The sequence below is a fragment of the Novosphingobium sp. GW835-FHT14H07 genome, from assembly GCF_058793515.1.
The window spans coordinates 80447-99893 of the sequence record NZ_JBXAFX010000002.1; the positions used below are offsets into that span (position 1 = coordinate 80447).

A 19447-nucleotide genomic window follows, 5' to 3' on the forward strand; every position below is an offset into this window, starting at 1 on the left:
GCCCTTCGGGAGCAAAAAAAGGGCAGCATCTTGCGATGCTGCCCCCAAGTCGGACACGTGGCACCAGACCTTTAGAAATCAGCCTGGAAACCAACCTTGAAGTAACGTCCCAGAATGCCCTGGCCGCCCTGGATCGGATTGTAGAGGTGCGCGCCGTAGGTCACGACATCCACTGGCGGCATGTTGTCGAACAGGTTCAGCGCGGTGAGCGACAGCGTGAAGCGGTCGTTGACCTTGAAGCGCGTCTGCAGGTCGAATGTGATGTAGCGCGGAATGTCGCAGCCGGTTGGACTGTAGCCCGGGTTCTGGCCGCAGTCCTTGTAGAGATCGCCCTGATCCATCGCCGAGAGGTTGTAGCCACCAAAGTAGTTGACTGTGGTGTTGATTTCCAGGTTGTCATCGAACTGCAGGCCATTCAGCCAGTAGCCGTGCCACTTCGGCGTGCCCGAACCTGCGGTCAGGTTGAAGTTGCCAAGCGTACCGTCATAGCGCTCCAAGCCACCGCCGCTGTTGGTCAGGTCCGATTCCAGCTTGATGATGTAGCTGGCCTCGAGATGGCTGGTGAAGCGGATATTGTCGGTCAGGTTGATCCGGCCGTCGATCTGGAAATCGAGGCCTGAGACGGTCTGCGTGTTCGCGTTGATCAGCTGCGACTGGATGAAGGCGAGGCGTGGCGTCGCATTCGGGAAGTCGGGGCTGACTGCATCGGCGATCACGGTGTAGCCCGCCGGGATCGGCTGGCCGGTGTAGTAAGCCTCGAGCGCGGGCGCGTTCGAAGGCTGCGTGATCACGCCGGTCTTCTTGATGTTGTAGTAGTCGACCGAAAGCGTGAAGTTGCGGACAGGTTCGAACACGAACCCAGCGGTGAAGCTGCGCGACCGCTCCGGCTTCAGGTCCGGCGAGGCCAGCGTGGTCTGGCCGTAGGAAGCGGAGCGAAGGTAGGTCGGGCAGTCGCTGAACGTGGCAACCGTGCAGCCATACTGGCTGAGATAGGCATCGTTGAAGATGCCTGCGCTGTTGGTCACGAAGCCCGTGGTCGGAAGGGCGTTGGCCTCACCGAACGAAGGGATGCGGAAGCCCTTCGACCACGTGCCGCGGATCAGCAGTTCGTCGACCGGCTTGAACTTGACGCCGGCCTTGGGGCTGAATGCGTTCTGACCGCTCGAGTACTTGTCGTAACGACCGGCGAGGTTGATTTCGACCTTGTCGAGAACCGGCGCGTTGATTTCGGCAAAGCCCGAATAGACCCAGCGGCTGCCCTTGGTGCCGAAAGCGTTCAGGGTGAAGTAGCGCTGCGTTGGGCCGAAGTAGTCAGGGTTACCCGAAGGCGCGTCGACCGCTTCGTAACGGGCGCCTGCGCCCACTGCGACCTGCAACTTGCCGCCTGGAAGTTCGAACAGATCCGCACCGAGCGTGCCCTGGAACTGGACCTGATCGGAGGTGGCGTTCAGGATCTGGGTTGGACGCAGGAAGTCATTCTGCTCCTGCGTGTTCTGCGTCGGGTCAACGAAGTTGTACGTGCCACGCGCGATGGCCGTCAGCAGGTTGGCTATGTAGACATAGCCCTTCTGCGTACGACGCAGGTCGTCGTGCATCGCCGTCGCGCCGAAGTCGAAGTTGATGTTATCGGTAAGGTCGCCCTTGATGCCGATCGCACCGCGATAGGCCCGGTTGCGGGTTTCATTGTAGGTGGGCTGGTCGAACAGACGGCCTTGGATGCGGGCAAGCTGTCCGGCACCGGCGAACGGGTTGTTCGGGTTGAGCGTGCCGTTGGTGGCGTTGCAGCCCGTGTTGAGGCCGCTAGCGTCGCCCACACCGTTGGCGCAGACATAGACCGGCAGGGTCAGCGCGAACGAACCGGGCGCGCGGCTGGCTGCATTGTTCGACGTTGAGAAGCCTGGGAACAGGATACCAGCGTTAGCATTGCGCGAGATCGCTTCGGGCAGGCCTGTGTAGGCCGATTTGCTCTGCAGGAAGTTGAATTCGGCATAGCCTTCGATGCTGTCGCTGAGGGCCGCCGTGACGCGGGCAGAGACGCCCCAGCGCTCGATTTCCGGCTGGATCACGCCGTACTTCCGGGTGAGGTCTACGGTGCAGGTCTGCAGGGGGGCTGACGCGCTGGCGGCAAGCTGCGCAGCCGTCAGTGTGTAAGCACTGTCGCAGCCGACGTTGTTGAGCAACTGGAAGCGGCCGAGTGCAGTGGTGTTGGTGGGATCGTAAGGACGCACGACAAGCGGGCCGCCGGCACCGGTAAAGCTGGTGGCGGTGGGTGAATTGATGCGGTCGTCGCTGCCGCACTCGCCATCGGGCGAACACACGCCGCGCAGGTCATCCGTGTTGAACGGATAGGGACGGTCGCGGTTCATGAGCTTGTTGCTCTTGTAGTAGAACCCGGAGACGTAGGCATTGTAGCCGTTCTCGTCGATGTCGCCCACGCCGGCGGTCAGCGACAGGCGATACTGCGAGGCATCGCCGCGATCGGAAAGGCCGGCTTCGCCACGGGCGCGCACGCCCTTGAATTCGCGCTTGGTGATGATGTTGACCACGCCTGCGATGGCGTCGGCACCATAAGCCGCCGAGGCGCCGTCACGCAGGATCTGCACGCGGTCGACAATGTCGTCCGGAATGGTGTTGAGATCGACGAAGTTGCGCGAACCGTCATCGGCCAGCGGGTAATAGGCCGCCCGCATGCCGTCGAACAGCACGAGCGTCGAGTTGGTCGAAAGGCCGCGCAGCGAGATCGCCGAGGCACCGGCCGCGAACGCGCCGTTGGCGGTGAACGAGTTGGTCAGCGCCGGACCGTTGTTGGCCGCCAGCGATTGCAGGCCTTCCTGCACGGTCGAGATGCCGCGCTGGTCAAGGTTCTCCTGCGTCACCGTGGTGACCGGCGAGACGGTCTCGGTGTCGGTGCGGCGCAGGATCGAACCGGTGACGACGATCGCCTGGGTGTCGCCGCAGCTGGGATCATCCGGTGTGGTGCTGCAGTCGACGCTCTGCGGTGCAGCCGTCGTTGCCGCATCCTGCGCAAAGGCTGCGGTGGAGACCAGCGCCATGCCGATCGCCAGAGGGGTCGCGCCCGAACGGAGCGCGGAGAGATACTTGATGTTCACGTGGCAGTCCTCTTGTCCTGAACGTCTGCCGCCGTGGGGAACGGCGACAGGCCCGCGCGCCCAGTCCATATGCCGCCGCATTTGCGGTCAGCCGGGGTATGGATGCGAGAGAGGCGCCTGTCTGACGAGGCCAAGCTGCGCTTTCAAACCAGAAACACGTAGTTTCACATTAAACGATAGTTAGTGTGATGTTCATGTAACAACGCAATGAAAAACATAGAGAAATTTCGCATTGAAACATTTTGTCACAAAATGGAATTGTATGCCAATAACTTTCGATATGGAGTAATTTAATTTCCTCTGTAACTACCCAAATCGCATGGATGATGCGTTGCCGCATGCCACAAAGGCCGCCAGGCAGGCGCAGAAGCGCCGCGATACGCCTGAGGCGCGAAACCGTTCCCCAAAAAATCGACGAAGCGATCCACTTTCTGCAAAAGGGTGGTCCAACATTGCCGTTCACCGGTGCGGCTGACATGAAAAAGGCCCGCGCTCCTGCTGGAGGCGGGCCCTTCAAGCGGCGCAGAGGCCGGATAGATCAGTCTTCCGGCGCGATCGTGACGCGAAGACCGTCGAGGTCGCCGGTGATCTGCACCTGGCAGGAAAGGCGCGAGGTTTCGTTGCGGTGGTCCGAGCTGTCGAGCAGGTCGTTCTCGTCCTCGCTCATCGGCGCAACCTTGTCGGCGAATGCAGGGTCGATGTAGACGTGGCAGGTGGCGCAGGAGCAGCAGCCGCCGCACAGGGCGAGCAGCTCGTCGAAGCCATTGTCGCGGATCGCTTCCATCACCGAAAGGCCGGCATCGGCCTCTACCGTCTTCTCTTCACCCGCACGATTGACAACCACGATCTTCGGCATCGTTCGTTCTCCAAATGCGGCGACGGGCACCAACGCAAGACCCGCGCCCCCTGTTCGCCTTTGGACGGGGCTGCTATCGCGCCATTTCGGCTTTGGCAACTGTCGATCCGGCCAAAACGCTGTTGCGGAGAACTAGGGTGGGACTGACGGCAGAGGCGCTACGCGAAGGACTCGATTACATCGCCGCCCGCAGCCCCGCCATGGCGAGTGCCATTGGCCGCGTCGGATATCCCGAGCCACGCATTCGTTCGACCGGCTATGGCACCTTGCTGCGCACCATCGTCGGCCAGCAGGTCAGCGTGGCGGCCGCTGCCTCAGTCTGGAACAAGCTGGAAGTGCTGCTCGGCGAGGACATCCCCCCGCATGACCTGCTCGCCGCCGACTTCGACGCCTTGCGCGCCTGTGGGCTATCGCGCCAGAAACAGGGCTATGCGCGGTCCTTGTGCGAACTGGTGATAGCGGGCGAACTCGATCTTGATGCGCTGCCAGCGGACGACGAAGAAGCGATTGCGGAACTGGTCAAGATCAAGGGCATCGGTCGCTGGTCGGCCGAGATCTACCTGCTGTTCGCCGAAGGGCGGCCCGACATCTGGCCTGCGGGCGATCTGGCGGTGCAGGTGGGCCTTGGCAAGCTGCTCGGCCTGGCGGAACGGCCGAGCGAGAAGGAGACGCGCGCTCTGGCCGAGGACTGGCGGCCGCATCGCGGGGCAGCGGCGATCTTCACCTGGCATTGCTATAACAATCCGGCGCTGTAATGTCTTGCTGACAACAATGTGAGCAGGGGGTGCCAATGGCGCGCAAGACGATCTTCATCACCGGCGGCGCTTCGGGCATCGGCCGCGCCGTGGCGCAGCGCTTTGCACAAGGCGGGTGGTTTGTCGGCATTGCGGATATCAACGAGGCAGGCATGGCCGAAACCGCAGCGCAGCTTCCCGCCGGGCTTAGTTCTTGCCACCGTCTCGACGTGCGTGAACGCGCGGCATGGGACATGGCGCTATCGAATTGTGCAAAGGCGGCTGGCGGGCAGATCGAGGTGGTGTTCAACAATGCCGGCATCCCTATCGGCGGTGGCATTGTCGATCTGACGGCCGAGGAGATCGAGCGCACGCTCGACATAAACCTCAAGGGCGTGATTTTCGGGGCGCAGGCGGCGTTTCCGTGGCTCAGGGCGAGCGCGCCGGGTTCGTGCCTGCTCAACACCGCCAGCGCGGCTGGGATCTATGGCTCACCCGGCGCATCGGTCTATTCCGCCACGAAGTTCGGCGTCAGGGCGCTGACAGAATCGCTCGACGGGGAATGGGCCGAGTACGGCATCAAGGTGCGCAGCCTGATGCCGGGCTTCATCGAAACGCCTCTGCTGGATCACGCCCCCAACCGCGCCAGCAACGAGGACATTCGCACCCGCGTTCGTGGCGCGGGCCTGGAAATCACGCCGGTGAGCGAAGTCGCCGAGGCGGCGTGGGCGGCGGTGCATGGAGACAAGGTGCACACTTTGGTCGGCAAGACCGCGCGGCGGCTCGCGTTCGCCTCGCGCTGGATGCCGGGTACTTTGCGCAAGCAGATGCGGTCTGGCGGGAGGCCTTTGGGGAAGTAGCGGCGTTACGTCCCTTCTGATAATGCATTGCTCACTTGTCGTGAAAAATGCGCAAAACTTTGCCGTTCCGGCGGCAAATCGAGATGTGTGCGACGCCGCCATCCAAGCCTCTTGGTAGCGAGCCTGTCACTATCCAGACACCGTCGCGCAGTGTAGCCTTAAAGGGTCGCTGCCCTTCAATCTGTTTGGTGCCGTAAACGGGCTTCAGGTAAATCATGGCCACTGACTTTGCCGTCTCTGCCGATCCCACAACACCCGTCTTGGGCTGAAATGAGGCGACATTCTCAGCGCAAGTGGGAGGTTCGGCACGGGCAACTTGTACCGATAGCAAGATGAGTAGCGCGGCCGAGCCATGCCGTAACCAATTGCTCGGTGAGGTGAGCTTCACAGAAAGCCTTCCATCGCCCGCGCCATCGCCGCATCCCGTGCCGAGAGGCCATCGGCATCGTGCGTCGTCAACGTCACCTCGACGCGGTTGTAGACGTTGAACCATTCGGGGTGGTGGTCAGCCTTTTCGGCGTAGAGGGCGACGCGGTTCATGAAGGCCCAGGCCTCGGAGAAATCGGCAAAGCGGAAGGTGCGCACTATGGCTAGGCCGTCTTCACGCAATTGCCATTCCGGGAGCTCGGCCAGCAGGGAAACGCGTTCGGAATCGGTCAGGCGGGCGACGGTCATGCTTGGTCCTTTGGCATCCTTGGCAGTTGCCGCCGTTTCCCCTATCGCCCGATTTCATGCAAGCCCCTCCCATGCAGTCCCACGCCATGCAAGAGTGCGGTCTCGTCGCCACGGATATTGCCTGCCGGCGCGGGGACCGGGTTCTGTTCCGGGGGCTGTCGTTCGATCTTGCGCCGCGTGAAGTCGTCCATCTTGCCGGCCCCAACGGCATCGGCAAGTCGAGCCTCATCCGCATCCTTGCCGGATTGCTGCGGCCGTTCATGGGGTCGGTTGAGCGTCATGGTGCGCTTGCGCTTTCGGACGAGCGGCTGGCGCTGGACGGCCACGAACCGCTCGAGAAGGCGCTGGCGTTCTGGCAGCGGATCGACCGTGCCCCCCAAGGCAACGCCGACTTCGGGCTGGCCGACCTGCTTGACGTTCCGGTGCGCTATCTTTCGACGGGGCAGCGCAAGCGGGCGGCCCTTGCCCGCGTGGCGGCAAGCGGCGCGCCGATCTGGCTGCTCGACGAGCCGCTCAACGGGCTCGACACCCACTGGTCGTGCATCGCGCAGGCGGCGATCAAGGCGCATTGCAATGCCGGTGGGGCGGTGATCATTGCATCGCACCAGCCGCTTTCGCTCGACGCGGTAAAGGTGATCGAATTGCTGGATTTCCAACCGTGATCGCCAAGCTTCTTCCGATCTTCCTGCGCGATCTGGTGCTGCTGACGCGAGGGAGCCAAGGGCGCGGTGGAGCGGTTCTGCCGCTGCTGTTCTTCCTTGCTGTGGCGATGCTGTTTCCCTTTGCCGTCGGCCCCGATGCCCGGTTGCTGGCACGGACCGGTGCGGGCGTGATCTGGGTTGCGGCGCTGCTTGCGGCGATCCTCCCGCTGGACCGCCTGGTCGAGCCGGACGTTGAAGCCGGCATGTTCGACCAGTGGGCCTTGCGCGGCATTGCCGAGGAGGCGCTGCTCCTGGTGCGCATACTGGCGCACTGGCTGAGCTTTGGCGTGCCGCTGATGCTGGCAGCACCGATCTCGGCAGGGCTGCTCGGCCTTGATGGCCAACAGTTGTGGACGGTGGAAGTCGGGCTGCTGCTTGGCACGCCCGGTCTGGCGGCGATCGGCGTTACCATCGCGGCGCTGACGGCAGGGTTGCGGGCAGGTTCGGCGCTGGGCGGATTGCTCGCGATCCCTCTGGCTGTGCCGCTCCTGATCTTCGGCGCGGGATCGCTGCAACCAGGGGGCGAGGGGGGCTTGCTGCTGCTGGGCGCGTGCAGCCTTGTGGCGCTGGCCGTTGCGCCGTTTGCGGGCGGTGCCGCTATCCGGGCCGGGCGCGAATAACGCCGCGAGCAGGGCTTGCACGCCGCAAAGCGCAAATTCGTTGGCAATCGCGCAAAGTCTCCCTAACTCGGGGACCATGACTGCACCTTCGATTACACCCGATACCATTTCGCTCATCGGCAACACGCCGCTCGTCCTGCTGAAGGGGCCGAGCGAGGCGGCAGGCGCCGAGATCTACGGCAAGTGCGAGTTCGCCAATCCCGGTGCTTCGGTGAAGGACCGCGCCGCGCTGTGGATCGTGCGCGATGCCGAGGAGCGGGGCGTGCTGCAGCCCGGCGGGACGATCGTCGAAGGCACGGCGGGCAACACCGGCATCGGCCTTGCGCTGGTGGCTAACGCCCGCGGGTACAAGTCGGTCATCGTCATGCCCGAAACGCAATCGCGCGAGAAGATGGACACGCTGCGCGCGCTGCGGGCAGAACTTGTGCTGGTGCCGGCGGCGCCGTTCTCAAACCCCGGCCATTTCGTCCACACCTCGCGCCGGATTGCCGAGGAAACCGAAGGGGCGGTCTGGGCCAACCAGTTCGACAATATCGCCAATCGCCGCGCTCACATCGAAAGCACCGCGCCCGAGATCTGGGAGCAGATGGAGCACCGCATCGACGGCTTCACCTGTGCTGCGGGCACGGGCGGGACGATCGCGGGCGTGGGCCTGGGGCTCAAGGCTTTCGACGAGAACATAACGATCGCCCTGACCGATCCGCACGGCGCGGCGCTCTACAACTATTACGCCAATGGTGAGCTGAAGGCCGAGGGCTCCTCGGTGGCCGAGGGCATTGGCCAGGGGCGCATCACCGCGAACCTCGAAGGCGCACCGATCGACACGCAGTTCCGCATTTCGGACGAGGAAGGGCTTTACTGGGTCGAGCGCCTGCTGGCCGATGAGGGGCTGTGCCTTGGCCTGTCGAGCGGGATCAACGTGGCGGGTGCCGTGGCGCTGGCCAGGCAGCTTGGCAAGGGCAGCCGCGTGGTGACGATCCTGTGCGATACTGGCTTCCGCTACCTTTCGTCGCTCTACAATCCCGAATGGCTCAAGGCCAAGGGGCTCCCGGTGTTCCCTTGGCTGGAGCAATAGGCTAGGCTGCGGTCATGGCACTGTTCGGTTTCCCCGCAGGCAAGCAGGCATCCGCCCCGACCGAGGCGGAAATTGCCGCTGCCAGCGCACTGGCCCATGTGCCGCCGACCACGCGCGAATTGCGGGCGCAGGCGGTTCATCGGCTGCAGGTCGGGCTGTTCGGGCTGGCCGGGATGCTGCTGCTGGTCAGCCTTGCCAACGTGATCATGGATCGGGCCAAGTTCATCGACGCCAGCGCGGTCAATACCGCTGCGCCGAAGGTCGAGGCGAGCGAGACATCGGCGAAGGACCCGTTGGCCGACATGGGGGTGGCTCCGCAACTGCCTGTCACGGCCAAGGAAAAGCCGACCGTCACGATCTCGCCCGCTCCGCCCGCGCCGACTCCGGCCCCTTCGGTCCCGGCCCCTTCGGTTAACGCGCCGAAGAACTGAGTGCATCGCCGGATCGCTCTTGCCGTGCTGGCAGCGGTTGTCGCGCTGGCGGGCTGGTGGGCGTTCTCCGCCGAGCCTGCCCCTGACAGGACCGTGGGCCTGTTTACCAGCCTGCCGATCGTGTGGAACGAGGCGGACGATATCAAGGGCATGATCGACCCGCCAGCCGCGCCGCACTGGGCGCGCGCCGTGCTGGAGTCCAAGGGCAAGGTGATCGCGCTCGATACGCTGCTTCAGCTCGAACAAGTCGACTTGCTGGTCGTGGCGCAGCCGCGCCCGTTGGTGCCGGAGGAGAATCTTGCGCTTGATGCCTGGCTGCGGGCAGGCGGTCACCTGCTGATGTTCGTTGATCCCATGCTGACGCAGGAGAGCGCATTTGCGCTGGGTGACCGACGCCGCCCGCAGGACGTGGCGCTGGTTTCGCCGATCCTGGCGCGTTGGGGGTTGGAACTGCAATTCGACGACAGGCAACCCGGTGGTCTGCGGGAAAGTGCGGGCGAGGGGCTGCCGATCAATCTGGCAGGCACTTTCAAGGCAATCCCGGGCGGGCACGAAGCGAACTGCGCGATTGCAAGGGACGGTCTGATTGCGCGTTGCACGATCGGCCAGGGCCAAGCAACGCTGGTTGCCGACGCCGCGCTTCTGGAGCCGGAAGCTGATGGGGATCGGCGGGCGGTCCAGCTTCAACGCCTGCTCGAAGGGGCAATGGCGGAGTGATCCCTTTTTGTTCGCGGGAAACTACGGGCAAGGTGCCAGGCACGGCCGAGGACTTCGGCAAAATGCCCGCATCTGGGCGATTACTTTTGCAGCTGGTGATGGTTACTCAAGCGGTAAGATGTAGAGAAAATGCTACGGAATCATAGCTAGTCCGCATTTTCCCGCATTTTCCCCTTTTCGCCCGCCCCGTCCCGCGTTAGTAGTGTGGGTTATCGGGACGAACTCCAATCGCATCCGCGGGGGATGAGTCGGCAACGCGCGATGGCGCGGGGTCGAGCGATGGAGCTTTGTCCGCGAGCGGGGTGTCCAGCGTGGCGGGAGGGCCGGTAAATCTGGTGGGACAGGGCTTTTCGCCGCGTGGCGAAAAGGGCCGCTTCGTCCTGCCTGCCGACTTCCGCTCCGACATCTACGCAGCTTCCGCCAACCAGCGCGTTCTCTGCCTCGACAAGCACCCCCGCCTGCCTTGTCTGACCGGATTTGGCCTTTCCCGCCTGGATGAACTGGCTGCAGAGATCGATCGCGAGGAAGAGAAGAAGCTCCGGCTGGGCCTCGATTTCGACCGCGATATGGCCGAAGCGCAGGCCTACGGCTTTACCCGCGTCAGCTTCGATGAAAGCGGCCGTTTCGTCCTGCCCGAGTACCTGTCCGAACTCGGCCAGGTGGAGGATGGCCTCTATTTCCATGGTGGCGGCCGCCAGATCACGATCTGGAACCCGCAAATCCTGTTCGAGCAGGGCGATGGCTGGGCCAGCGCCAAGGCTGGCTGCCGAGCGAAGATGGCCGAAGCTGCAAAGGGGAAGCGCAAGTGACCGCCGCAGCGCCAAAAGCCCCGCACATTCCCGTGCTGCTCGAAGAGGTCGTGGCGGCCCTTGATGCAAAGCCGGGCGATCTGATCGTCGACGCGACTTTCGGCGCGGGCGGCTACACCCGGTGCCTGCTGGAATCCGGCGCGACGGTTCACGCCTTCGACCGCGATCCCGATGCGATTGCGGCGGGAAGGCTCTGGGGAGAAACCTGTGGAAAAGATCCGCGCCTCGTTCTGCATCCCCGTCGCTTTTCCGAACTTGCGGAAGGACTTGCAGAGGCCGGAATTGCGGGAGTTCAGGGCGTCGTGTTCGACATCGGCGTGAGCTCGATGCAGCTCGATCAGCCGGGGCGCGGATTTGCGTTCTCGTCGGACGGACCGTTAGACATGCGGATGTCACAGGACGGTCCAAGTGCGGCGGATTTCCTGAATGAAGCGGACGAGGGGGAAATAGCAGACGTTCTCTATCGCTACGGCGAGGAACGCCAATCGCGCCGGATTGCCCGCGCCATCGTGGGCGCCCGTCCTCTCACCACCACCGGCCAGTTTGCCGCGGTCGTACGCAAGGCGCTTGGCTACCGCCCGGACATCAAGGGCCCCAAGGCGCAGAAGGACCCGGCGACCCGCAGTTTCCAGGCCGTGCGCATCCACGTGAATGGCGAACTGGACGAACTGATCGAGGGCCTCGCTGCGGCGGAGAAGGTGCTGGTCCCCGGTGGCCGCATCGCGGTGGTGAGCTTCCACAGCCTCGAGGACCGCATCGTCAAGCAGTTCCTGCGCGAAGCTGCCGGTGCCGTGCCGGCCGGCTCGCGCCACCTGCCGCAAATGGCCGCGAAGGTCGAACCGGTCTTTGAAAAGCCCTCGGCTGCCATTCGTCCGACGCCCGAGGAAGAGGAGCGCAACCCGCGCGCCCGTTCCGCCACGCTGCGCTGGGCCGTGCGCACTTCCGCGCCAGCACGCAATCGTGCCGGGAGGGCTGCGGCATGATCTCGACGACAAGCCGTCTTCGCTCGGTTGGCTGGGTGGTCTTGCTGGGCTTGTGTCTGGCGCTGGTCGTGGCGCTGGCATTCCGGGTCAATGCCTTGCGGAGCCAGATCCATCATGCCGAAGCGCGCATCGTCGCATTGAAGCAGGAGAAGATGTATCTCGAGACGGAATTCGAGACGCGCTCCAATCAGCAGCAGTTGAAGGCCTGGAACGACGTCGAGTTCGGCTATGCCGCCCCCAACGCCAGCCAGTACCTCGAAGGCGAACGCCAGCTTGCCGCACTGAGCGTGCCGGCCACGCCGGATGCGCCCGCACCGATCCGCGTCGCCAGCGTGGATGACAGCGTGATCGCTTCGGCCGCGTTCCCGGCGATGGTTTCGCCGCTTTCGGGCAAGGCCTTGGCCAGCAATGATAGCAAGGCCGTTGCCGACGATGCCGACGAGGACCGTCCGGCGCGCACTGTCGATCATGCTGAAGCGGTCGAGACGCTGAAAGACCGCCTTGGCAAGGTCGTTGACGCCCGCCCGCGCGGGCCGGTGCGGAAGGAAACGGCTTCGGACAAGGAGCGCCCGGTCAAGAAGGACAAGTCCGAGTCCGCGACGTCGGCCAAGCCCAAGGTGGCGCAGAAGGCTGCTGCCAAGGACGCTGCTGCCAAGGGCGTTGTTGCCAAGGAGAGGGCAAAGACTGCGAAATCTGGCGCGCGACCGGCCAGCAAGCCTGCTGCCAAGGCCAAAGCTGTCGCAACTGCGGATAAGTCAGGCGCAAGCAAGGCCATGTCCAGTTCGGCCCCTCGCGCTGCCAAGGGCAAGGAGGCTAAGGCAGCCCGGTGAACGCACTCACCGCCTCAGCCGCCATCGCTTCCGGCCGCGTCCTGCTGGCCAACGTCCGCCAGCGCTCGCTGGTCGAGGCCAAGGTCCGTGCGCTGGTGGTGGCGGGCTTCATCCTGTTCTTTGGCTTCGCGGCGCTCGCAAGGATCGCCCAACTCGGCTTTTTCGAAGGCTCCCCTGAGCGTCGTTCACTGGCCGAAGCGCTGCTCCCCCCGCGAGGCGAGATCACCGATCGCAATGGCGTTCCGCTGGCGCGGGCGTTCCCGGCCTATGCGCTGTGGTACAATCCCAAGGCATTCGGCGAAAACGGCACTCCGCTCGTCAAGTCGCCCGAAGAGGTGGCCAAGGCGCTTGTCGCCATCTTCCCCGACGCCGACTACAACGACCTGCTCCGGCGGCTGAAGTCTGACAAGCCGAGCTATCTGCGCCAGCGTGTGATGCCGGAGGATGCCAACCGCATCTTTGCCTTGGGCGAGCCTGCGCTGGAATTCCCGCGCGAGAACCAACGCTATTACCCGCAAGGATCGCTTGGCGCACACGTGCTCGGCTATGTCGACAGTGAAGGCCATGGCCATGTCGGCATGGAGCAGGTGCTTGAGAAGCAGCTGCTCGATCCTGCCCGGCGTGGCAAGCCGGTGGCGCTTTCCATCGATATGCGGGCACAGGGCGCACTTGAGGACGAACTTGGTCGCGGCATGCTGGAGACCGAGGCCAAGGGCGCGGCAGGCATTGTGCTTGACGTCGACACCGGGGAAATCGTGGCCTTGGCATCGCTGCCTTCGTTCAATCCGAACCGTTCTGACCAAGCGCTCAACAACCTCGTGTTCAACAAGGTGACCAATCAGGTCTACGAACTTGGGTCCACCTTCAAGCCGTTGAGCATCGCTGCGGCAATTGACGCAGGTGTGGTGACCGACCTTTCAGTGCGCTACCCGTCGGACAAGCCGCTGGCGATCGGGGGCTTTCATATCCGCGACAGCCACAGCTTCGGCGCTTCGCTGAACGTGCCCGAGGCGCTGATCCATTCCTCGAACATCGTCACCGCGCAGGTAGCCGACAAGCTTGGCGGGCCGGGTTTGAAGAAGACCATGGCTGCTCTCGGCATGAACGAGCGGCCTTATATCGAACTGCCGGCGCGCGGCTTCCCGCTCTGGCCGCGCGGCACCAACAAGAACGGCGACTGGGCGCGCATCACCACGATGACGGTCAGCTATGGCCATGGCATCGCGGTGACGCCGCTGCACCTGGCAGCAGCCTATGCTGCAATGGTCAACGGCGGCATCTGGCGACCGGCAACGCTGTTCAAGCGTGAGCCGACGCAGATCCCTGAAGGCCGCCGCGTCTACAAGGCTTCGACCAGCGCCCGCATGCGCCAGCTTCTGCGCATGATCGTCGTGGACGGCACCGGCAAGAGCGCCAATGCCTCGGGCTATCGCGTCGGAGGAAAGACCGGCTCGGCGGAAAAGCCCGGCGGGAAGGGCGGCTATAACCGCACTTCGCTTGTCGCGACATTCGCTGCGGCCTTCCCGATGGACAAGCCGCGCTATGTGGTGATTGCCATGCTCGACGAGCCGAAGGGAACGGCGGCGACATCGTACCAGCGCACTGCCGCATGGAACGCCGCGCCAATCGTCGGCCGCGTCGTTCCGCGCATCGGGCCGTTCCTCGGCGTCGTTCCCGACGATACACGCGATATCGACATTTCGGACTTGTCGCCGCTGGTCGGCAACGGAGATGGTGAATGAAGCTCGGCGCGATCCTCGAAGCAGCGGGTTTCGCAGGTGAGAACGGTGATGCGAACGTCACCGGCTTTGCTATCGACCATCGCAAGGTCGCGCCGGGCACGATCTTCGGCGCGTTCCCCGGCACCCGCTTCAATGGCGAGGACTTCATTGCGGACGCCGTGAAGGCAGGCGCCGTCGCCGTGGTCGCGCGTCCGGGGGCGAAAGTCGAAGGGGCGGTGCACGTTGCCGATGTAGAGCCGCGCCGCGCGTTTGCCGCGCTTGCTGCGCGCTTCTTCCAGCCCGTGCCCGAGACGGTGGTTGCCGTCACCGGGACCAACGGGAAGACGTCCACGGTCGAAATGACGCGGCAGATCTGGCGCATGGCCGGCCATTCTGCTGCATCGATTGGCACGCTCGGCGTGACAACGGCGGACGAAAGCGTCTCCACCGGACTGACCACGCCGGACATCGTGACGTTCCTGTCGAACATGACCGGCCTTGCCCGCGAGGGCGTGACGCATGTTGCCTACGAAGCGTCCAGCCACGGCCTCTCGCAGTACCGCAACGAGGGCCTGCGTGTCGGTGCAGGCGCCTTCACGAACCTCAGCCGCGACCACCTCGATTACCACGCGACGATGGACGATTATTTCGCGGCCAAGATGCGCCTGTTCGACCATGTCGTGGAAGAGAGCGGCACGGCGGTCGTCTGGATGGACGACGAATGGTCGGGACGGGCAGTGGAGCACGTCCGCGCAAGGGGTCTGCGGCTGCTCTCGGTGGGCGAGCAGGGGACCGACATCCGCCTGCTCGCCCGTACCCCTACGCAACTGGGGCAAACGCTCGAAATCGCGTTCGAAGGCCAGGCGCGCAAGATCAACCTGCCGCTGATCGGGGCCTATCAGGCCGCGAACGCACTGGTCTCGGCAGGGCTGGCAATTGCTTCAGGGACCGATGCGGCGAAGGTATTCGACGCGCTTGGACGGTTGCAGCCCGTGCGCGGGCGGCTGGAGCGCGCGGCGATCAATCGAGCCGGGGCGCCGGTCTATGTCGACTATGCCCATACGCCGGACGCCATCGAGGCCGCGATAGCCGCATTGCGGCCGCATACCTCGGGCCGCCTGATCACGGTGTTCGGTGCCGGTGGCGATCGTGACGGCGGCAAGCGTCCGGAGATGGGCCGTGCAGCCTGTGCCGGCTCGGATCTGGTGATTGTCACCGACGACAATCCGCGCGGCGAAGATCCGGCGGAAATCCGCAGCGCCGTCATGGCCGGATGCAATGGCAAGGCCCGCGAGATCGGGGATCGTCGCGCCGCCATTGCTGCGGCCATTGCCGAGGCAGGCCGTGAAGACATTGTCCTTGTTGCAGGGAAGGGGCACGAACAGGGACAGATCGTGGGCAGGGGCGATACTGTCCGCATCCTGCCGTTTGACGATGTTCAGGTCGCCAGGGAGTGCACCACATGACCGCCCACCCCGCTTTGATCGCATGGCCAGAGGACCCGTCCGACGCGGCGGGTCTTGCGCTTTGGACGAGCGAGGAAATCGCTGCGGCGACAGGTGGCCGGGCCAGTGCGAAATTCGCGGTTTCCGGTGTCGAGATCGACAGCCGCGAGGTGGTGGAAGGCGACCTGTTCTTTGCCTTGAAGGGCGAAGCTTCGGACGGTCACCGCTACCTCGAGGGCGCATACGGGCGCGGCGCGGCAGGCACGGTCGTCGAACATGCGACGTTCGGCTCGCACGTGCTGGTCGGTAATACGATGGCCGCGCTCGAGGACCTTGGCCGAGCGGCGCGTGCACGCGTCGATGCCGGCATCATCGGCGTCACGGGTTCCGCAGGCAAGACCGGCGTAAAGGAAGCGCTCTATGCGGCACTCGACCGTGCCAGCAGGGGCCGCGCCCACCGCTCTGTAAAGAGCTACAACAATCACGTCGGTGTTCCGCTGAGCCTTGCGCGGATGCCCGCGCGGACCAGCTTCGGCGTCTTCGAGATGGGCATGAACCACGCAGGGGAACTGGCCGCACTTACCCGGCTGGTCCGTCCCCACGTCGCCATCGTCACCACCATAGCGCCTGCCCACATCGGGCACTTTTCGGGTGAAGAAGCGATTGCCGATGCCAAGGCGGAGATTTTCGAAGGTCTCGAACACGGCGGCGTCGCCATCATCCCTCGCGACAACCGCCACTACGAACGTCTCCATGCCAAGGCGACAAGGCATGCGGGACGGGTGGTCAGCTTCGGACAACATCCCGATGCAGGCGCGCGCCTTGTCGATGCCGTGGCGGCGCCGGGCGGTGGAACCCTGGTGACGGCGGACCTTTCTGGACGCAAGGTCTGCTACACGATCTCGCAACCGGGCGACCACTGGGTCGCCAATTCGCTGGCCATAATGGCTGCTGTCGAAGCGATCGGTGGCGACTTGGGCGCTGCCGGACTGGCGTTGGCCGAGATGGAAGGCCTCGCCGGGCGCGGTGCCCGCCACGAGATTGCCGCTACTGGTGGCGATGGCTCTGGCAAGGCCCTGTTGATCGACGAAAGCTACAACGCCAATCCTGCCTCCATGGCCGTCACCCTGCGCCAACTGGGCGCGACGCCCGCCACCCGCCGCGTTGCCATTCTCGGCGCGATGAAGGAGCTGGGCGAGGCCGAGGCACGCTATCACGCAGAGCTGGCAGGCCCCGTTTCTGAGGGCAAGGTCGACAGGCTGGTGCTGGTAGGCGCCGAAATGGCGGCGTTGGCTGACGCGCTGGGGAAAAGCGGGGCGTTGTCGCTTGCCGGTAAAATCGATGTGGCGCATGTGCAGACGGCTTCGGAAGCGGCGGAATGTCTGGCTGCCGACGGTGTGCGCGGGGGTGATGCGATCCTCGTGAAGGGGTCGAATTCGGTGGGACTGGGCGCGATCGTGCGTTCGCTCACCACCAGGGAACGGTGAATGCTCTACCAGCTGGCCGAGTGGCTGCATTTTGAGGGATTCAGCAACCTCATCCGCTACCAGACGTTCCGCGCGGGCGCGACGTTGCTGACCGCGCTGATGATCGGCCTGATCATCGGTCCGCGCTTCATCAACATGCTGCGCGTGCGCCAGGGGAAGGGGCAGCCGATCCGCGAGGACGGCCCGCAGTCACACCTCGCCAAGCGTGGTACGCCGACCATGGGCGGTCTGATGATCGTCACATCGCTCACGCTGTCGTTGCTGCTGTGGATGGATGTGACCAGCCGCCTCGTCTGGTCCTGCGTGGTCGTGACGCTCGGTTTCGGCCTGATCGGCTTTCTCGACGACTACGACAAGGTGACCAAGTATGCGCACAAGGGCGTTCCTGCCAAGGTGCGCCTCGCCGGTGAGTTCGTCGTGGCCGGGATCGCCGCGTGGCTGGCGGTTGGTGAAACGCACCTTTACGTTCCGCTGTTCAGCAATCTCTATGTGCCGCTCGGGCCGTTTTACTATCTGTTTGCGATTTTCGTGATCGTTGGCGCGGGCAATGCCGTGAACCTTACTGACGGTCTGGACGGCCTTGCCACCATGCCTGTGATCATCGCGGCCGGCACTTTCGCAATTATCGCCTATCTTGCCGGCCGTGTGGACTACTCCACCTACCTCGGCATTCCGCACGTGAAGGGCGCCGGCGAACTTGCCATCTTCTGCGCCGCTATGATGGGGGCGGGTCTTGCCTTCCTGTGGTTCAATGCGCCCCCGGCGGCTGTGTTCATGGGTGACACCGGCAGCCTTGCGCTTGGTGGCGCGCTGGGCGTGATCGCGGTCGCGGCGCATCACGAGATCGTGCTGGCCATTGTCGGCGGACTGTTCGTCATGGAAGCCGTCTCGGTCATCGTGCAGGTGGCGGTCTACAAGCGTACCGGCAAGCGCGTGTTTCGCATGGCACCCATCCACCACCACTTCGAGCAGCTCGGCTGGAAGGAATCGACTGTCGTGATCCGCTTCTGGATCGTGTCGATCGTGCTTGCGCTGATCGGCCTTGCCACGCTGAAGGTGCGATGATCGTCTCGCCCGCCTTCACGGCCAAGCGCTTCGCCGTGCTCGGCCTTGCCCGTTCGGGGCAGGCGAGCGTCGAGGCGCTGCTGGCAGGCGGGGCGGAGGTCACCGTGTGGGACAGCCGTGAGGAACCGCGCGCTGCCTACGAAGGGCGCTGCACCATTGCCGATCCACTGTCGATCGACCTGACCGGATTTGCGGGCGTGGTGGTCAGTCCCGGCGTGCCGCTTAACCGCCATCCGATTGCTGCCCATGCCGCTTCATTCGGCGTGCCAGTGATCGGCGACATCGAGCTTTTCGCGCAAGCCCGCGCCGACCTGCCGCCGCATCGCGTTGTCGGCATCACCGGCACCAACGGCAAGTCGACCACCACGATGCTGGTCCATCACATCTGCCAGGCGGCAGGTCTGCAGGCCCGGCTTGGTGGCAATATCGGCCTGCCGGTCCTTGGGCAGGAGCCGCTGCCCGAAGGCGGCGTCTATGTGCTCGAGCTTTCCAGCTACCAGATCGACCTGACGCAGAGCCTCGATTGCGATGTCGCCGCGCTGATCAACCTCAGCCCTGATCACCTCGACCGCTACGATGGCTTCGAGGGCTATGCGGCGTCCAAGGCGCGGCTGTTCCGGATGCAGTCGGCGCGCCATCACGCGGTGTTCGGTTGCGGGGACGAGCACACCCTGAAGATCGCGCGCGAGACTTCGGCCACGCACGACGTGGGCTTCGTCCATGTGGTCCAGCCCGATACGCTGGAAGGACAGGCGGCATGGCCTTCGCTGCAGGGGCCGCACAACCTGCAGAATGCTGCGATTGCGGTTGAGATCGCCCGCCAGCTCGGCATCGGCGAAGACGTATGGCGTCCGGCGCTGGCCAGCTTTGTCGGCCTGCCGCACCGCATGGAGCGCGTGGCCGAGGCCAACGGCGTCCTTTTCGTAAACGACAGCAAGGCCACCAATCCCGCCTCGACCGCGCCTGCGCTTGGCGCCTACCCGCGTATCCACTGGATACTTGGTGGCCTGCCCAAGAGCGACAATCTCGACGAGTGCGCGCCCTACTTCGACCATGTCGTCGCAGCCTATACGATCGGCGAGGCCGGTCCGATGTTTGCGCAACTTCTTGAACCGCTCATGCCCGTCACCCGCAGCGAGATGATGTGCGATGCGGTTCGCCAGGCGATGGAAGCTGCGCAACCCGGAGACGTGGTAATGCTCTCTCCAGCGTGTGCCAGCTTCGATCAGTTCCGCGATTTCGAGGCGCGGGGCGACAGCTTCCGCCAGATCGTCGAAGCGCTGATCGAGGATCGCGAGGCACCCTGTCCGCCAGGAACCGGGTCATGA

General features: G+C 64.3%; 19 protein-coding genes. 15 read left to right on the top strand and 4 right to left on the bottom strand.

The annotated features are described in order from the left end of the window. Positions 1 to 71 precede the first annotated feature (71 nt). Complete coding sequence (locus tag AC1Q5P_RS02355) at positions 72 to 3110, bottom strand: TonB-dependent receptor domain-containing protein (RefSeq protein ID WP_492518046.1); 3039 nt, start codon at positions 3108 to 3110, stop codon at positions 72 to 74. Between the two features lie 538 nt (positions 3111 to 3648). Beyond that, a complete protein-coding gene (locus AC1Q5P_RS02360) occupies positions 3649 to 3966 on the bottom strand; it encodes a 2Fe-2S iron-sulfur cluster-binding protein (RefSeq protein ID WP_039334168.1) in 318 nt (105 codons plus the stop codon). Between the two features lie 137 nt (positions 3967 to 4103). On the opposite strand from AC1Q5P_RS02360, the gene AC1Q5P_RS02365 reads away from it, so the two are divergent. Together AC1Q5P_RS02365 and AC1Q5P_RS02370 are read left to right on the top strand one after the other, a co-directional pair. Further along, the gene (locus AC1Q5P_RS02365; RefSeq protein WP_492518047.1) at positions 4104 to 4721 is read left to right on the top strand and encodes a DNA-3-methyladenine glycosylase family protein; all 618 of its coding nucleotides are present in this window, start codon (positions 4104 to 4106) and stop codon (positions 4719 to 4721) included. Positions 4722 to 4756: 35 nt separating this feature from the next. Beyond that, positions 4757 to 5560, top strand: a complete 804-nt coding sequence (locus tag AC1Q5P_RS02370) for an SDR family oxidoreductase (protein WP_492518048.1) — start codon at positions 4757 to 4759, stop codon at positions 5558 to 5560. Between the two features lie 31 nt (positions 5561 to 5591). On the opposite strand, the gene AC1Q5P_RS02375 is transcribed toward AC1Q5P_RS02370, so the two are convergent. Both AC1Q5P_RS02375 and AC1Q5P_RS02380 read right to left on the bottom strand, forming a co-directional pair. Then, complete coding sequence (locus AC1Q5P_RS02375; protein WP_492518049.1) at positions 5592 to 6053, bottom strand: YbbC/YhhH family protein; 462 nt, start codon at positions 6051 to 6053, stop codon at positions 5592 to 5594. Then, positions 5945 to 6235, bottom strand: a complete 291-nt coding sequence (locus AC1Q5P_RS02380) for a 4a-hydroxytetrahydrobiopterin dehydratase (protein WP_039334162.1) — start codon at positions 6233 to 6235, stop codon at positions 5945 to 5947. Before AC1Q5P_RS02380 ends, AC1Q5P_RS02375 begins: the two co-directional genes overlap by 109 nt. An 86-nt stretch (positions 6236 to 6321) precedes the next feature. Here AC1Q5P_RS02380 and ccmA point away from each other — a divergent pair, with 86 nt between their 5' ends. The 13 genes from ccmA (at position 6322) to murD (ending at position 19447) form a co-directional block, all read left to right on the top strand. Then, the gene (gene ccmA / locus AC1Q5P_RS02385) at positions 6322 to 6897 is read left to right on the top strand and encodes a heme ABC exporter ATP-binding protein CcmA (RefSeq protein WP_062347733.1); all 576 of its coding nucleotides are present in this window, start codon (positions 6322 to 6324) and stop codon (positions 6895 to 6897) included. Then, positions 6894 to 7556, top strand: coding sequence for a heme exporter protein CcmB (gene ccmB / locus AC1Q5P_RS02390; RefSeq protein WP_039334158.1), 663 nt, complete (start codon positions 6894 to 6896; stop codon positions 7554 to 7556). The genes ccmA and ccmB overlap by 4 nt, the downstream gene beginning before the upstream one ends. 76 nt (positions 7557 to 7632) lie before the next feature. Further along, the gene (locus tag AC1Q5P_RS02395) at positions 7633 to 8631 is read left to right on the top strand and encodes a cysteine synthase A (RefSeq protein WP_492518050.1); all 999 of its coding nucleotides are present in this window, start codon (positions 7633 to 7635) and stop codon (positions 8629 to 8631) included. Positions 8632 to 8645: 14 nt separating this feature from the next. Continuing rightward, the gene (locus AC1Q5P_RS02400; protein WP_062347729.1) at positions 8646 to 9062 is read left to right on the top strand and encodes a hypothetical protein; all 417 of its coding nucleotides are present in this window, start codon (positions 8646 to 8648) and stop codon (positions 9060 to 9062) included. After that, positions 9063 to 9779, top strand: a complete 717-nt coding sequence (locus AC1Q5P_RS02405; RefSeq protein ID WP_492518051.1) for a Gldg family protein — start codon at positions 9063 to 9065, stop codon at positions 9777 to 9779. A gap of 311 nt (positions 9780 to 10090) precedes the next feature. Next, positions 10091 to 10588, top strand: coding sequence for a division/cell wall cluster transcriptional repressor MraZ (locus AC1Q5P_RS02410; RefSeq protein ID WP_039334154.1), 498 nt, complete (start codon positions 10091 to 10093; stop codon positions 10586 to 10588). After that, positions 10585 to 11571 (top strand): 16S rRNA (cytosine(1402)-N(4))-methyltransferase RsmH, encoded by a 987-nt coding sequence (rsmH, locus tag AC1Q5P_RS02415; RefSeq protein WP_492476685.1) that lies wholly within the window; start codon positions 10585 to 10587, stop codon positions 11569 to 11571. Before AC1Q5P_RS02410 ends, rsmH begins: the two co-directional genes overlap by 4 nt. Further along, positions 11568 to 12401: a hypothetical protein gene (locus tag AC1Q5P_RS02420; protein WP_492518052.1), complete on the top strand. Its 834-nt coding sequence runs from the start codon at positions 11568 to 11570 to the stop codon at positions 12399 to 12401. Before rsmH ends, AC1Q5P_RS02420 begins: the two co-directional genes overlap by 4 nt. After that, positions 12398 to 14143, top strand: a complete 1746-nt coding sequence (locus AC1Q5P_RS02425) for a peptidoglycan D,D-transpeptidase FtsI family protein (RefSeq protein ID WP_039334151.1) — start codon at positions 12398 to 12400, stop codon at positions 14141 to 14143. The genes AC1Q5P_RS02420 and AC1Q5P_RS02425 overlap by 4 nt, the downstream gene beginning before the upstream one ends. Next, a complete protein-coding gene (locus AC1Q5P_RS02430) occupies positions 14140 to 15588 on the top strand; it encodes a UDP-N-acetylmuramoyl-L-alanyl-D-glutamate--2,6-diaminopimelate ligase (RefSeq protein WP_492518053.1) in 1449 nt (482 codons plus the stop codon). The genes AC1Q5P_RS02425 and AC1Q5P_RS02430 overlap by 4 nt, the downstream gene beginning before the upstream one ends. After that, a complete protein-coding gene (locus AC1Q5P_RS02435) occupies positions 15585 to 17054 on the top strand; it encodes a UDP-N-acetylmuramoyl-tripeptide--D-alanyl-D-alanine ligase (RefSeq protein WP_039334148.1) in 1470 nt (489 codons plus the stop codon). Before AC1Q5P_RS02430 ends, AC1Q5P_RS02435 begins: the two co-directional genes overlap by 4 nt. After that, entirely contained in the window at positions 17055 to 18119 is a 1065-nt protein-coding gene (gene mraY, locus AC1Q5P_RS02440; protein ID WP_039334147.1) for a phospho-N-acetylmuramoyl-pentapeptide-transferase, read from the top strand. It begins immediately after the preceding gene. Beyond that, positions 18116 to 19447: a UDP-N-acetylmuramoyl-L-alanine--D-glutamate ligase gene (gene murD, locus AC1Q5P_RS02445; protein WP_492518054.1), complete on the top strand. Its 1332-nt coding sequence runs from the start codon at positions 18116 to 18118 to the stop codon at positions 19445 to 19447. Before mraY ends, murD begins: the two co-directional genes overlap by 4 nt.